At 70.8% G+C, this 14,698-nt stretch carries 13 protein-coding genes; 11 read left to right on the forward strand and 2 right to left on the reverse strand.

Annotated features, from left to right (window positions below):
• The first annotated feature begins 60 nt into the window (after positions 1–60).
• The 9 genes from ACIRGB_RS07355 to pssA all read left to right on the forward strand — a co-directional run bounded on the left by ACIRGB_RS07355 (position 61) and on the right by pssA (position 10,890).
• A complete protein-coding gene (locus ACIRGB_RS07355; RefSeq protein ID WP_403859601.1) occupies positions 61–1,866 on the forward strand; it encodes a 3-hydroxyacyl-CoA dehydrogenase family protein in 1,806 nt (601 codons plus the stop codon).
• Positions 1,867–2,002: 136 nt separating this feature from the next.
• Positions 2,003–2,818: a TetR family transcriptional regulator gene (locus tag ACIRGB_RS07360; protein ID WP_403859604.1), complete on the forward strand. Its 816-nt coding sequence runs from the start codon at positions 2,003–2,005 to the stop codon at positions 2,816–2,818.
• A 331-nt stretch (positions 2,819–3,149) separates the two neighbouring features.
• Positions 3,150–4,487: a crotonyl-CoA carboxylase/reductase gene (gene ccrA, locus ACIRGB_RS07365; protein ID WP_171987496.1), complete on the forward strand. Its 1,338-nt coding sequence runs from the start codon at positions 3,150–3,152 to the stop codon at positions 4,485–4,487.
• Between the two features lie 10 nt (positions 4,488–4,497).
• Positions 4,498–6,525 carry a protein meaA gene (locus ACIRGB_RS07370; RefSeq protein WP_403859607.1) on the forward strand — a complete coding sequence of 676 codons (2,028 nt, stop codon included), beginning with the start codon at positions 4,498–4,500 and terminating at the stop codon, positions 6,523–6,525.
• Positions 6,522–7,496: an HpcH/HpaI aldolase/citrate lyase family protein gene (locus ACIRGB_RS07375; RefSeq protein ID WP_403859610.1), complete on the forward strand. Its 975-nt coding sequence runs from the start codon at positions 6,522–6,524 to the stop codon at positions 7,494–7,496. The genes ACIRGB_RS07370 and ACIRGB_RS07375 overlap by 4 nt, the downstream gene beginning before the upstream one ends.
• 5 nt (positions 7,497–7,501) lie before the next feature.
• Complete coding sequence (locus tag ACIRGB_RS07380; RefSeq protein ID WP_403859613.1) at positions 7,502–8,014, forward strand: MaoC family dehydratase; 513 nt, start codon at positions 7,502–7,504, stop codon at positions 8,012–8,014.
• 2 nt (positions 8,015–8,016) lie between these two features.
• A complete protein-coding gene (locus ACIRGB_RS07385) occupies positions 8,017–9,222 on the forward strand; it encodes an acyl-CoA dehydrogenase family protein (RefSeq protein ID WP_403859616.1) in 1,206 nt (401 codons plus the stop codon).
• Between the two features lie 170 nt (positions 9,223–9,392).
• Complete coding sequence (locus ACIRGB_RS07390) at positions 9,393–10,049, forward strand: phosphatidylserine decarboxylase (protein ID WP_403860612.1); 657 nt, start codon at positions 9,393–9,395, stop codon at positions 10,047–10,049.
• Positions 10,050–10,071: 22 nt separating this feature from the next.
• Positions 10,072–10,890 (forward strand): CDP-diacylglycerol--serine O-phosphatidyltransferase, encoded by an 819-nt coding sequence (pssA, locus tag ACIRGB_RS07395; RefSeq protein ID WP_403860615.1) that lies wholly within the window; start codon positions 10,072–10,074, stop codon positions 10,888–10,890.
• 209 nt (positions 10,891–11,099) lie between these two features.
• On the opposite strand, the gene ACIRGB_RS07400 is transcribed toward pssA, so the two are convergent.
• Positions 11,100–12,242 carry a glycerate kinase gene (locus ACIRGB_RS07400; RefSeq protein WP_403860618.1) on the reverse strand — a complete coding sequence of 381 codons (1,143 nt, stop codon included), beginning with the start codon at positions 12,240–12,242 and terminating at the stop codon, positions 11,100–11,102.
• Positions 12,243–12,426: 184 nt separating this feature from the next.
• Between ACIRGB_RS07400 and ACIRGB_RS07405 the strand changes: the two genes are divergently transcribed.
• Both ACIRGB_RS07405 and ACIRGB_RS07410 read left to right on the forward strand, forming a co-directional pair.
• Positions 12,427–12,921 (forward strand): NUDIX domain-containing protein, encoded by a 495-nt coding sequence (locus ACIRGB_RS07405; protein WP_403859619.1) that lies wholly within the window; start codon positions 12,427–12,429, stop codon positions 12,919–12,921.
• A 41-nt stretch (positions 12,922–12,962) separates the two neighbouring features.
• Positions 12,963–13,688: an SIR2 family NAD-dependent protein deacylase gene (locus ACIRGB_RS07410; protein WP_403859622.1), complete on the forward strand. Its 726-nt coding sequence runs from the start codon at positions 12,963–12,965 to the stop codon at positions 13,686–13,688.
• A 22-nt stretch (positions 13,689–13,710) separates the two neighbouring features.
• Here ACIRGB_RS07410 and ACIRGB_RS07415 read toward each other — a convergent pair whose 3' ends face one another.
• Positions 13,711–14,580, reverse strand: a complete 870-nt coding sequence (locus ACIRGB_RS07415) for an LLM class flavin-dependent oxidoreductase (RefSeq protein ID WP_403859625.1) — start codon at positions 14,578–14,580, stop codon at positions 13,711–13,713.
• Positions 14,581–14,698 lie beyond the last annotated feature (118 nt).

Raw genomic sequence — 14,698 nt, forward strand, 5'->3', positions numbered from 1 at the left:
CGCCGCGACGGCGCGTCCCTGCGTGCTCCCGTCGTCACCCCTCATTCCTGGAGTCCCGCGATGGCCACTCCCCTGTCCGACACCCCTCTGTCCCCGCTCCAGACGATCGCCGTCGTCGGCCTCGGCACGATGGGCACCGGCATCGCCGAGGTCCTGGCCGGGGCCGGCCGCGAGGTCATCGGCATCGACGTCAGCGAGGCGCAGGCCGTCAAGGCGGTCGCCGCGCTGGAGTCCTCCACCGCCCGTGCCGTCGAGCGCGGGCGGCTGACCGAGCAGGAGCGCGCCGGTGCCCTGGACCGCGTCCGCACCTCCACCGACCTGGGGGCGGCCGCCGACGCCGACCTGGTGATCGAGGTGGTTCCGGAGTCGTACGAGATCAAGCAGCGGGTCTTCCGGGAGCTGGACGGGATCGTGCGCCCGGAGACGATCCTGGCGACCGGTACCAACGCGCTGTCCGTCACGCGGCTGGCCGCGGACTCGGCCCGCCCGGAGCGGGTGCTCGGCCTGCACTTCTTCAACCCGGCGCCCGCGATGAAGCTGGTCGAGGTCGTCTCCTCGGTGCTGACCGCGCCCGCCGCCGTCACGGCCGTCACCGACCTGGCGCTGGACCTCGGCAAGGAGCCGGTCGCGGTCGGGGACCGCCCCGGTTTCGTCGCGGACGGCCTGCTGTTCGGCTACCTCAACCAGGCCGCGGCGATGTACGAGGCGAACTACGCCTCCCGCGAGGACATCGACGCCGCGATGCGCCTCGGCTGCGGCCTGCCGATGGGGCCGCTGGCCCTGCTGGACCTGGTGGGCGTGGACACCGCCCGTACGGTCCTGGAGGCCATGTACGCGGCGTCGCACGACCGTCTGCACGCCCCCGCGCCGATCCTCAGGCAGCTCAGCGAGGCTGGCCTGACGGGGCGCAAGGCGGGCCGGGGCTTCTACACCTACGAGGCGCCCGGCAGCGCGGTCGTGGTGCCGGACGCGCTGACTCCGCGCAAGGGGGGCACCGCGGTCACCGGCCGGCCGGTGCGCGCCGTCGGCGTGGCCGGTTCGGGCACCATGGCGTCCGGCATCGCGGAGGTGTTCGCCAAGGCCGGGTACGAGGTGGTGCTGGCCGCCCGCAGCGCGGAGAAGGCGCAGACGGCCAAGGCCCGGATCGGCAAGTCCCTGAACCGGTCGGTCGACAAGGGACGGCTGACCGCCGAGGCCGCCGCGCGGACGCTGGAGCTGATCACGCCGACGGGCACCTACGACGACTTCGCCGACGTCGACCTGGCCGTGGAGGCCGTCGCCGAGGACCTGGAGGTGAAACGGCAGCTGTTCGGCACCCTGGACAAGGTCTGCAAGCCCGGCGCGGTGCTGGCCACCACCACCTCCTCGCTGCCGATCGTCGCCTGCGCCCGCGCCACCTCGCGCCCGCAGGACGTGATCGGCATGCACTTCTTCAACCCGGCCCCGGCGATGAAGCTGGTCGAGGTGGTCCGCACCGTGCTGACCGCCGACGACGTGCACGCCACCGTCCACGAGGTCTGCGCCAAGGTCCGCAAGCACGCGGTGGACTGCGGCGACCGGGCCGGGTTCATCGTGAACGCGCTGCTGTTCCCGTACCTCAACAACGCGGTCAAGATGGTGCAGGAGCACTACGCGACCCTCGACGACATCGACGCGGCGATGAAGCTGGGCGGCGGCTACCCGATGGGCCCGTTCGAGCTGCTCGACGTGGTCGGACTCGACGTGTCGCTGGCCATCGAGAAGGTCCTGCACCGGGAGTTCCGCGACCCGGGGCTGGCGCCCGCACCGCTGCTCGAGCACCTGGTGGCCGCGGGCTGCCTCGGCCGCAAGACGGGCCGCGGTTTCCGCGAACATGCCCGCCGCTGAGCGACCGGGCGACTGGTTCGGGCCCGACGAGGACTGGGGCGGGCTGCTCGGTCCGGCCGGGTCTCCCCCGCCCCCCGCGGGCGGGGGAGTCCCCGGTCACGCGCATGATTGCGCCCGCATGCAGTACGTTCGGGTCATGCCCCAGCCCGCCAAGTCCTCACGTACCTCAGCCACGTCCGACGCCCCGGAGAGCGCGGCCGGCAACCGAGCCGCCGCCCAGCGGCTCAAAATGCGCCGGGAGCTGGCGGCGGCGGCGATGGAGCTGTTCGCGACCAAGGGGTACGAGGCGACCACCGTCGACGAGATCGCGGCCCAGGCGGGGGTCGCCCGCCGCACCTTCTTCCGCCACTTCCGCTCCAAGGAAGAGGCGATCTTCCCGGACCACGACGACACCCTGGTGCGCGCCGAGGCGGTGCTCAACGCCGCGCCCGCGCACGAGCACCCGCTCGACACGGTGTGCCGCGGCATCAAGGAAGTCATGAAGATGTACGCGGCCCGGCCGGAGATCTCGGTCGCGCGCTACAAGCTGACGCGCGAGGTGCCCACCCTGCGCGAGGCGGAGATCGCGTCGGTGGCCCGGTACGAGCGCCTGTTCACCCGCTACCTGCTGGGCCACTTCGACGAGCACGCGCACGACGACGACGCCAACGACGACCCGCTGCTCGCGGAGGTCGCGGCGTCCGCCGTGGTCACCGCGCACAACCACGTGCTGCGGCGCTGGCTGCGGGCCGACGGGCAGGGTGACGTGGAGGCCGAGCTGGACCACGCCTTCGCGATCGTGCGCAAGACCTTCGGCACGGGCATCGGGGCGGGACGCGGCACGGCCTCCACCGGGCGGCCGGCCGCCTCCTCGGCCTCCGTGCAGGGCGAGGTGCTCGTGACGGTGGCGCGCACCGACGCGCCGCTGCACGAGGTCATGCGCACCATCGAGCAGGCCCTCAAGGAGCGCTGACCGCCCCTTCCCGCACTGTGACGACGGCCACCCACCGGGTGGCCGTTTTTGCATGTCGACGTCCCTTTTTCACCCCCGGCGGGAGATGATTCGATCGATCATCGCTCATCTGTCGCGTAAAGATTTCATCTGAGAAGATTTTCTGGCACTCAGTGCCTTGCGGGGTGACACGCGGTGTCATACGTTGAAGGTGTCCGGGCTGTCCCCGCACCTCATCCCCTGCGCGCCCGAACGCCTGCGTCACAGGCACACACCCTCACCTCAGCAGCACCGACGTAACCCTCAGCGCCCCTCCCTCAGGACGCTCACCGCCGGAGGCAACACCGTGACCGTGAAGGACATCCTGGACGCGATCCAGTCGCCCGACTCCACGCCGGCCGACATCGCCGCACTGCCGCTCCCCGAGTCGTACCGCGCGATCACCGTGCACAAGGACGAGACGGAGATGTTCGCGGGACTCGAGACCCGCGACAAGGACCCCCGCAAGTCGATCCACCTGGACGACGTGCCGGTGCCCGAGCTGGGTCCCGGCGAGGCCCTGGTGGCCGTCATGGCCTCCTCGGTCAACTACAACTCGGTGTGGACCTCGATCTTCGAGCCGCTGTCGACGTTCGGCTTCCTGGAGCGCTACGGCCGCACCAACGAGCTGGCCAAGCGGCACGACCTGCCGTACCACATCATCGGCTCCGACCTGGCCGGCGTCGTCCTGCGCACCGGTCCGGGCGTCAACGCCTGGCAGCCGGGCGACGAGGTCGTCGCGCACTGCCTGTCCGTCGAGCTGGAGTCCTCCGACGGCCACAACGACACGATGCTCGACCCCGAGCAGCGCATCTGGGGCTTCGAGACCAACTTCGGCGGCCTCGCCGAGATCGCGCTGGTCAAGTCCAACCAGCTGATGCCGAAGCCGGACCACCTGAGCTGGGAGGAGGCCGCGGCCCCCGGCCTGGTGAACTCCACCGCCTACCGGCAGCTGGTCTCGCGCAACGGCGCCGGCATGAAGCAGGGCGACAACGTCCTCATCTGGGGCGCCAGCGGCGGACTCGGCTCGTACGCCACCCAGTTCGCCCTCGCCGGCGGCGCCAACCCGATCTGTGTCGTCTCCTCGCCGCAGAAGGCGGAGATCTGCCGCGCGATGGGCGCCGAGGCGATCATCGACCGCAACGCCGAGGGCTACCGGTTCTGGAAGGACGAGCAGACCCAGGACCCCAAGGAGTGGAAGCGCTTCGGCAAGCGCATCCGCGAACTCACCGGCGGCGAGGACATCGACATCGTCTTCGAGCACCCCGGCCGGGAGACCTTCGGCGCCTCCGTCTTCGTCACCCGCAAGGGCGGCACCATCACCACCTGCGCCTCCACCTCGGGCTACATGCACGAGTACGACAACCGCTACCTGTGGATGTCCCTGAAGCGCATCATCGGCTCCCACTTCGCCAACTACCGCGAGGCCTGGGAGGCCAACCGCCTCATCGCCAAGGGCAAGATCCACCCGACGCTGTCCAAGGTGTACTCCCTGGAGGACACCGGCCAGGCCGCCCACGACGTCCACCGCAACGCCCACCAGGGCAAGGTCGGCGTGCTGTGCCTGGCGCCCGAGGAGGGCCTGGGCGTGCGCGACCAGGAGAAGCGCGCCCGGCACCTCGACGCCATCAACCGCTTCCGGAACATCTGAGGAGCGACACATGAGTGAGCGTCAGAAGGACCGGCCGTGGCTCATGCGCACCTACGCCGGTCACTCCACGGCCGAGGCGTCCAACGAGCTGTACCGGCGCAACCTCGCCAAGGGGCAGACGGGTCTGTCGGTCGCCTTCGACCTGCCGACCCAGACCGGCTACGACTCCGACCACGTCCTCGCCCGCGGCGAGGTCGGCCGGGTCGGCGTGCCAGTCGCGCACCTCGGTGACATGCGCCGGCTGTTCCAGGACATTCCCCTGGAACAGATGAACACCTCGATGACCATCAACGCCACGGCCATGTGGCTGCTGGCGCTCTACCAGGTCGTCGCGGAGGAGCAGGGTGCGGACATCACCAAGCTCCAGGGCACGACCCAGAACGACATCGTCAAGGAGTACCTGTCCCGGGGCACGCACGTCTTCCCGCCGGGACCGTCGCTCCGGCTGACGACGGACATGATCGCGTACACGGTCTCCCACCTGCCGAAGTGGAACCCGATCAACATCTGCAGCTACCACCTGCAGGAGGCGGGCGCCACGCCGGTGCAGGAGATCGCGTACGCGATGTCCACCGCGATCGCCGTGCTCGACGCGGTGCGGGACAGCGGCCAGGTGCCGCAGGAGCGCATGGGCGACGTGGTCGGCCGGATCTCGTTCTTCGTCAACGCGGGCGTCCGCTTCGTCGAGGAGATGTGCAAGATGCGCGCCTTCGGCCGCATCTGGGACCGCATCACCCGCGAGCGGTACGGCATCGAGAACCCCAAGCACCGCCGCTTCCGCTACGGCGTCCAGGTCAACTCCCTGGGCCTGACCGAGGCGCAGCCGGAGAACAACGTCCAGCGGATCGTGCTGGAGATGCTGGCCGTGACCCTCTCCAAGGACGCACGCGCGCGGGCCGTGCAGTTGCCGGCCTGGAACGAGGCACTGGGCCTGCCCCGGCCCTGGGACCAGCAGTGGTCGCTGCGCATCCAGCAGGTGCTGGCGCACGAGAGCGACCTGCTGGAGTACGAGGACATCTTCGAGGGGTCGAAGGTGATCGAGGCGAAGGTCGAGGAGCTGGTCGAGGCGGCCTTCGCGGAGATCGAGCGCATCCAGGAGATGGGCGGCGCGATGGCCGCCGTCGAGTCCGGCTACCTCAAGTCCCAGCTGGTCGCCTCGCACGCCGAGCGCCGGGCCCGGATCGAGTCCGGCGAGGAGAAGATCATCGGTGTCAACGCCTTCGAGGGCACCGAGCCCAACCCGCTGACCGCCGACCTGGACACCGCGATCCAGACGGTCGACCCGGCGGTGGAGGCCCGCGTCATCGCCTCGCTGCAACACTGGCGCGACACGCGGTACCAGCCGCCCTTCAACCACCCGCGCCCCTGCAAGGCGCTGGAGAAGCTGAAGGAGGCCGCGCGCGGCACCGGCAACCTCATGGAGGCCACCCTGGAGTGCGCCCGCGCCGGCGCCACGACCGGCGAGTGGGCCGGGGCGCTGCGCGAGGTCTTCGGCGAGTTCCGGGCGCCGACCGGCGTGTCCTCGGCGCCGGTCGCGGTCACCGCGGAGGAGGGCTCGGCCCTGTCGCAGGTGCGCCGCAAGGTGGAGCTGACGGCGAAGGAGATGGGCGTCGGCAAGCTCCGCTTCCTGGTCGGCAAGCCCGGCCTGGACGGCCACTCCAACGGCGCCGAGCAGATCGCCGTGCGGGCCCGTGACGCCGGATTCGAGGTGGTCTACCAGGGCATCCGGCTCACCCCGGAGCAGATCGTGGACGCCGCCCTGGCCGAGGACGTGCACGCGGTGGGCCTGTCCATCCTGTCCGGCTCGCACGCGCAGCTGGTGCCGGACGTGCTCGAACGGCTCCGTGTGGCCGGTGCCACAGACATCCCGGTGATCGCCGGTGGCATCATCCCGAACGGTGACGCCGAGGAACTGCGGGCCGCGGGAGTGGCCGCCGTCTTCACCCCGAAGGACTTCGACATCACCGGCATCATCGGCCGGATCGTCGACGAGATCCGGAACGCGAACAAGCTCGACCCCCTGGAGGTCCCCGCATGACCAGCCCCGCTCCCCAGGTCAACCGCCTGCGCCCCCGGCGCTCCTGCCTGGCGGTACCGGGTTCGAACCCGCGCTTCCTGGAGAAGGCCCAGGGCCTCCCCGCCGACCAGGTCTTCCTCGACCTGGAGGACGCCTGCGCGCCGCTCGCCAAGCCGGAGGCGCGGCACACCATCGTCAAGTTCCTCAACGAGGGCGACTGGACCGGCAAGACCCGCGTCGTGCGGGTCAACGACTGGACGACCGAGTGGACGTACCGGGACGTCGTGACGGTGGTGGAGGGCGCGGGCCCGAACCTGGACTGCATCATGCTCCCGAAGGTCCAGGACGCCCAGCAGGTCGTCGCCCTGGACCTCCTCCTCACCCAGATCGAGAAGACGATGGGCTTCGAGGTCGGCCGGATCGGCATCGAGGCGCAGATCGAGAACGCGCAGGGCCTGAACAACGTCAACGAGATCGCCCAGGCGAGCCCGCGCGTGGAGACCATCATCTTCGGCCCGGCCGACTTCATGGCCTCCATCAACATGAAGTCCCTGGTCGTGGGCGAGCAGCCGCCCGGCTACCCGGCGGACGCCTACCACTACATCCTGATGAAGATCCTGATGGCCGCCCGCGCCAACAACCTCCAGGCGATCGACGGCCCCTACCTCCAGATCCGCAACGTGGACGGCTATCGCGAGGTCGCGCGGCGCGCCGCCGCCCTCGGCTTCGACGGCAAGTGGGTCCTGCACCCGGGCCAGGTCGAGGCGTCCAACGAGATCTTCTCGCCGTCGCAGGAGGACTACGACCACGCCGAGCTGATCCTGGACGCGTACGACTACTACACCTCCGAGGCGGGCGGCAAGAAGGGCTCCGCGATGCTCGGCGACGAGATGATCGACGAGGCCAGCCGCAAGATGGCCCTGGTCGTCTCCGGCAAGGGGCGTGCGGCCGGCATGCGGCGCACCAGCAAGTTCGAGATCCCGGAGGGCTGAGGACGATGCAGTTCGGACGCACCTACGAGGAGTTCGAGGTCGGGGCGACGTACAAGCACTGGCCGGGGAAGACGGTCACCGAGTACGACGACCACCTGTTCTGTCTCCTCACGATGAACCACCACCCGCTCCACATGGACGCCAACTACGCCGAGAAGACGACGGACTTCGGCAAGAACGTGGTGGTGGGCAACTACATCTACTCGCTCCTGCTCGGCATGTCCGTCCCGGACGTCTCCGGCAAGGCGATCGCCAACCTGGAGATCGAGTCGCTCAAGCACGTGGCGCCGACCTTCCACGGCGACACCCTCTACGGACAGACGACCGTCCTCGACAAGTGGCCGTCGAAGTCGAAGAACGACCGCGGCATCGTGCACGTCGAGACCAAGGGCTACAAGCAGGACGGCACGCTCGTGTGCGTCTTCCGCCGCAAGGTGATGGTGCCGACCGAGACGTACGTCAAGGAGCGCGGCGGCGAGCAGCCGGGCCGCCCCGAGCTGAAGGAACAGGGGAAGTAGAGATGAGCCGTCTCGCCCAGACCCACGGGCTCACGGACGTCCAGCGGGAGATCCTCTCCACCGTCCGGGACTTCGTGGACAAGGAGATCATCCCGGTCGCCACCGAGCTGGAGCACCGCGACGAGTACCCGCAGGACATCGTCGACGGACTGAAGGAACTCGGCCTGTTCGGCCTGATGATCCCCGAGGAGTACGGGGGCCTGGGCGAGTCGCTCCTGACCTACGCCCTGTGCGTGGAGGAGATCGCCCGTGGCTGGATGTCGGTGTCCGGCATCATCAACACGCACTTCATCGTGGCGTACATGCTCAAGCAGCACGGCACGCAGGAGCAGAAGGACCACTTCCTGCCCCGTATGGCCGCGGGCGACATCCGGGGCGCCTTCTCGATGTCCGAGCCGGCGCTGGGCTCCGACGTCTCGGCGATCTCCTCCAAGGCGGTGAAGGACGGTGAGGAGTACGTCCTGAACGGCCAGAAGATGTGGCTGACCAACGGCGGAACGTCGTCCCTGGTGGCCGTTCTGGTGAAGAGTGACGAGGGTCACCCCGAGGGGACCGCTCCCCACAAGTCCATGACGACCTTCCTGGTGGAGAAGGAGCCCGGTTTCGGTGAGGTCCGCCCGGGGCTGACCATCCCCGGCAAGATCGACAAGATGGGCTACAAGGGCGTCGACACCACCGAGCTCATCATGGACGGCCTGCGCATTCCGGCCGATCGGGTGCTCGGCGGCGTCACCGGCCGAGGTTTTTACCAAATGATGGACGGCGTCGAGGTCGGCCGCGTGAACGTGGCGGCCCGTGGCTGCGGCGTCGCTCAGCGTGCCTTCGAACTCGGTGTCCGGTACGCCCAGCAGCGTCACACTTTCGGCAAGCAGATCGCCCAGCACCAGGCCATCCAGTTCAAGCTCGCGGAGATGGCTACCAAGGTGGAGGCGGCGCATGCGATGATGGTGAACGCTGCGCGCAAAAAGGACTCGGGCGAACGAAACGACCTGGAAGCGGGGATGGCCAAGTACCTCGCCTCCGAGTACTGCAAAGAGGTCGTGGAGGACGCCTTCCGGATCCACGGCGGGTACGGCTTCTCCAAGGAGTACGAGATCGAGCGTCTCTACCGCGAGGCGCCGATGCTGCTCATCGGTGAAGGCACCGCCGAGATCCAGAAAATGATCATCGGCCGCCGACTGCTCGAAGAGTATCGATTCCAGGGTTAGATGTCCGGATACGGGGTGTTTTCTTGGAGAAGAAGGTCACACCCCGTAGGCAGTGTTCGGCCGCCGACTCGGCTTCCTGGCTTACCCAGTTGCGGCGGGAAGCCGCTACGATCGCCGGAAAGCCGCCGTCCCCCGTCAGAGCGCGGCATCATCCGCTACGAAGGTCATCCATGCCCCACAGCCAAACCTCTGCACCTCGCGACAGCCTCGCCGGCGTACGCCTCGCGCGCGGAGCATCGCCGTGGCTTCTGCCGACCGTCGCCACCGCAGCCGTCAGCCTCCTGCGGGCCCGCCGTTCCGGCGCCGCCAAGGCCGTCGCCGTTCCCGCCACCGCGCTCGCGGCGGGGATGCTGTGGTTCTTCCGCGACCCCGAGCGCGAGATCACGCAAGGCCGGGTCGTCTCGCCCGCCGACGGTGTGGTGCAGAGCATCATGCCGTGGAAGGACGGCCGCACCCGCGTCGCGATCTTCATGAGCCCGCTCAACGTCCACGTCAACCGCGCCCCGCTGGCGGGCACGGTGACCTCGGTCGAGCACGTGCCGGGCGGCTTCGTTCCCGCTTTCAACAAGGAGAGCGAGAACAACGAGCGCGTCGTGTGGCACCTCGACACCGAGCTCGGCGACATCGAGATGATCCAGATCGCCGGCGCGGTGGCCCGCCGCATCGTCCCGTACGTGCCGCAGGGCACCAAGGTCGAGCAGGGCGAGCGGGTCGGCCTGATCCGCTTCGGCTCCCGCGTCGACCTGTACCTGCCGGAGGGTGTCGAGGTGGATGTCGAGGTGGGTCAGAAGACGGTGGCTGGGGTGACTCGAATTGACCGTGGTTGATCCACAGACCCAGGCCGGATGGGTGCCGGAGGCCGACGAGATGGACGACGAGGAGGAAATGCCGCTGTCGCTGCGCCTGTCGATAGCCGACACGCTCACGCTCGGCAACGCCACGTGCGGCTTCATGGCGGTGTACTTCACCACCACGGGCATCCTCATCCCCCACCTCATGGGCAGCGACGAGTCGGGCATGGCCCGGCACAGCGCGGCCACCGCGGTCATCCTGATGCTGTGCGCGGCGATCTTCGACCTGTTCGACGGTCTGGTCGCCCGCAAGCTGCGGTCCTCGCCCATGGGCGCGGAGCTGGACAACCTCTCCGACCTGATCAGCTTCGGCCTCGCGCCGGCGTACTTCGTCCTCGTCTACGGCATGGTCGCCGACGACGCCTACCAGCGGGTGGCGGCGGTGGGGGCGATCGTGGTGCTGCTGGCGGTGGTGCTGCGGCTCGCGCGGTTCTCCTGCGTCACGGTCAAGCACGGCACGTTCCAGGGTATGCCCTCGCCGTTCGGCGCGCTGACCGTGGTGTCGATCGTGCTGCTGGAGCTGCCGTTCGTGGCGACGCTGCTGGCGATCCTCGGTACGGCCTGGCTGATGGTGAGCCGGGTCGAGTACCCGAAGCCGCGGGGGCGCCTCGCGGTGGCGATGCTGGCGTGGATCGTCCTGTCGATGGGGCTGCTGGCCGGGTGGGCGTTCGACGCGCCGAGCGGGCAGCTGCTGTTGCAGACGGGGTGTGCGTTGCAGTTGGTGATGGGGGCGGTGATTCCGCTGTTCGCCACGGCTCGTCGGGTGAACAATTTCCGTGACAATCGGCGGGAGGCGCGGGCGGCGCAGCTGCCGTGACCTGTGCATGTCGGTAGGGCCCCGGACCCGGGTTGGGTCCGGGGCCCTACCGTTTGTGTGTGGTCGGCGTCGGTGCGGGCGTCCCTGGGGGCTCCGCCCCCAGACCCCCGGGCCTATGCCCGCCCACCACCCGACTCGGTGGGGAGGAAGGCGAGCCACTCAGCCCGTCCGGCGTGTGAGGACGAGGCCCGTTCAGGGCCGGCAAGGACCTACGCGACGAAGTCCCGCGCGATCTGTTCCGCCACCCGTTCCAGGATCGGGCCCGCGTCCGCGATGCACTTCTCGACGTCCGGCTCGATGTCCGTCAGGGGGTATGCCCGCCGGATCCCCGCCCGCCCCAGCGTCTCCGCCGGCAGCGCGAGGCGCCCGCACACCGCGACGACCTCCTTGCCGGCGGCCCGGGCCGCCGCCGCGACGCCCGCCGGGGCCTTCCCGTGCAGGGTCTGCTCGTCCAGCGAGCCCTCCCCGGTGATGACCAGGTCCGCCCGGTCCAGCGCCGGTGCGAAGCCCAGCACGTCCAGCATCACCTCGATGCCGGGCCGGAACCGCGCGCCCAGCAGCATCGCCCCGAAGCCGATGCCGCCCGCCGCCCCCGCGCCCGGCGAGGCGGCGTACTCGGCGGCACGCGCGCCCACGCCCTCCGTCTGCTCCAGCACCTTCGCGAAGTGCGCGAGGGCCGTGTCCAGGGCCGTCACGTCGTCCGGCGAGGCGCCCTTCTGCGGCCCGTAGACCGCCGGGGCGCCCTTGGGGCCGGTCAGCGGATTGTCGACGTCGCTGGCGAGCACCAGCTCCACGTCGGACAGGCGGGGGTCGAGGCCCGACAGGTCGGCCGAGGCCAGCCCGGCGAGGCCGCCCCCGCCCGGCGCGACAGGCGCCCCGTCCCCGTCCAGGAACCGCGCGCCCAGCGCGGCCAGCATCCCGGCGCCGCCGTCCGTGGTGGCGCTGCCGCCGACCCCGAACACGATGGTCCGCGCGCCCGCGTCCAGCGCGGCCCGCAGCAGCTCGCCGGAGCCGTACGTGGACGCGGTCAGCGGGGCGAGGACACCTTCGGGGAGCCGCTGGAGGCCGCTGGCCTCCGCCATCTCCACCACCGCGGTGTCCTCGCGCAGCGCGTAGGCCGCCGTCACCTCGTCGCCGAGGGGACCGGCGACCCGTACCTCCCGGCGTTCGAACCCGGCCGCGACCGCGGCGGCCACCGTGCCGTCGCCGCCGTCGGCGACGGGCAGCGCCTCGACCTGGGCGTCCGGCACGACGCGGCGCAGTCCGGCCGTGACGCGCTCGGCGACCTCGACGGCCGTCAGCGAGCCCTTGAACTTGTCCGCGGCGACGAGTACCCGGCGGGTCCCGTCCACAGCAGCGTCAGCCACCTTGCTCTCCCCTTGCTCTTCGGGCCTTGCGCACGTCAAGGCAGTCGCGCCGCTGCGACCCTAACCGGAGGACGCCCGTGCCGTCATGCCCTGCCCACACCGTGGAACCGGCCGTGCGCCCGCCCCGGCAGTGCCCCGGGCCCGGGCGCGGGCTCGTTACGCTTCCGGGATGACCACTGCTGACTACGCCACCTACATCGCCGGTCTGCCCCGTGTCCTCGCCGGTGCCGCCGCGGTCTTCCGGGACGCCGGGGGGCGGGTGCTGCTCGTCGAGCCCAACTACCGCGAGGGGTGGACCCTGCCGGGCGGGACCATCGAGTCCGACGCCGGGGAGACCCCGCGGCAGGGCGCGTGGCGGGAGACCCTGGAGGAGATCGGCCTCGACGCGCGGATCGGCCGGCTGCTCGCGGTGGACTGGGCGACCGGGGCGGGCAGGCCGCCGATCGTGGCGTATCTGTACGACGGCGGGGTCCTGTCGGAGGACGATCTCAAGGCGGTCCGGTTGCAGGAGGAGGAGCTGCTGTCCTGGCGGCTGGTGCCGCGCGAGGAACTCGGCGACCACCTGCTCGGTGCCCTGCACGGCCGGGTGCTGGCCGCGCTGGACGTGCTCGCGGACGGATCGGGCACGGCCGAGCTGGAGAACGGCGTCCGGGTCGACCGATAAGCGTTCGCCCCTCGTCCGCCGGGCCCCCTAACCTCGGCGGCATGACCAGCAAGCCCCTCGTCGCCCTGCTCAGCGGCGCCGGCGTGTCGACCGACTCCGGCATCCCCGACTACCGCGGTCCGAACGGGCTGTGGCGGCGCGATCCCGAGGCCGAGAAGCTCGTCACGTACGCGTACTACATGGGCGACCCGGAGATCCGGCGCCGCTCCTGGCGGATGCGGCGCGAGAACCACGCGCTGCGGCCCGAGCCGAACGCCGCGCACCGGTCGGTGGCCGAGCTGGAGCGGCGCGGGGTGCCGGTGCGGGTGCTCACACAGAACGTGGACGGCCTGCACCAGCTCGCCGGGCTCCCCGCCCGCAAGGTGCTGGAACTGCACGGCACCGCACGCGCCTACGTGTGCACGGGCTGCCACCTCCGGGGGCCGATGGAGGACGTACTGGCCCGCCTCGACGCGGGCGAGGACGACCCGCCGTGCCTGGAGTGCGGCTCCGTCCTGAAGCCGGCGACCGTGATGTTCGGCGAGCGCCTCGACCCGGTGGTGCTGGGCGAGGCGGCCGCCATCAGCAAGGCGTGCCAGGTGTTCGTCGCGGCCGGCACCAGTCTCCAGGTGGAGCCCGCCGCCGGACTGGCCGGCGTCGCCGTCGAGCACGGGGCCCGGCTGATCGTCGTCAACGCGGAGCCCACGCCCTACGACGACCTCGCCGACGAGGTGGTCCGGGAGCCGATCGGCACCGCCCTGCCCGAGCTGCTGCGCGGGCTGGGCTGAGCCGCGACGGTCGCGGGGACGGTCAGAACAGGGTGTCGGCGAGGCGGTCGACCTGGTCGAGGTCCGAGGACCAGCAGTAGAGCACGACCTCGTCGGCGCCGATGTCCCGGAAGCCGTCGACGGCGGCGCGGATCTCCCGTGCGGTGGTGAGCAGGCCCTGGGTCATGTACTCGGCGCGTCCGGTGAAGGCGTAGTAGTCGCGGAGGTTGCGCCGGGCCCGCTCCACCGTGGCGTCGGGACCGAGGGCGACGCTCGCCTGGGCGACCAGGTGCGGTCGGCCCGGGCGGTCGTACGTCCGCCAGACCGCCTCGACCCGGCGGAACAGGCCGGACATGTGCGCGGCGGGCAGCGCGGCGCCGAGGAACCCGTCGCCGAAGCGGCCGACCCGTTCCAGGGCGGCCGGGGCGAAGCCGCCGAACAGCACCCGCGGTCCGCCGGGCGTGGCGGGGCGGGGGCCGATGGGGCCGACGTCCCGGCCGTAGGGCTCGCCGTTCCAGGTGCGGCGCAGGAGGGTCATCTGCTCGTCGAGGCGGCGGCCCCGGCGGTGGAGGTCGATGCCCGCGGCGAGGCAGTCGTCGGCCCGCCCGCCGACTCCGATGCCGAGCGTGAAGCGGCCGCCCGTCAGCCGGTCGAGGGTCGCGGTCTGCTTGGCGAGCAGCGCGGTGTTGTGGACGGGGGCGATCAGCACCTCGGTCTGGAGGCGGATGCGGGAGGTGGCGCCGGCGAGGGTGGCGAGGGTGATCAGGGGTTCGGGGTTGTCGAAGACGAGCCGGTCGAGCAGGCCGAGCGTGCTGAAGGGGAGCGCGTCGGCGCGCCGGGCCCATTCCGGCAGCAGGGCCGGGTCGTCGACGGGAAGGCCGAGGCCGATGTGCGGGGGTTGCGTGGGATGCATGGGTGCGGTCCTCCGGAGGGCATGCCGAAACAGTGGCGCCGCCCCTCCGTGGCTCCGGGCTGCTGTGCGCGGGCCTGCTCCCCATCTGCGGCATCGTTCGGGAGAGCGTGGTCTTCGA

The organism is Streptomyces sp. NPDC102490, from assembly GCF_044765285.1.
In the GTDB taxonomy this organism is placed as follows: Bacteria; Actinomycetota; Actinomycetes; order Streptomycetales; family Streptomycetaceae; genus Streptomyces.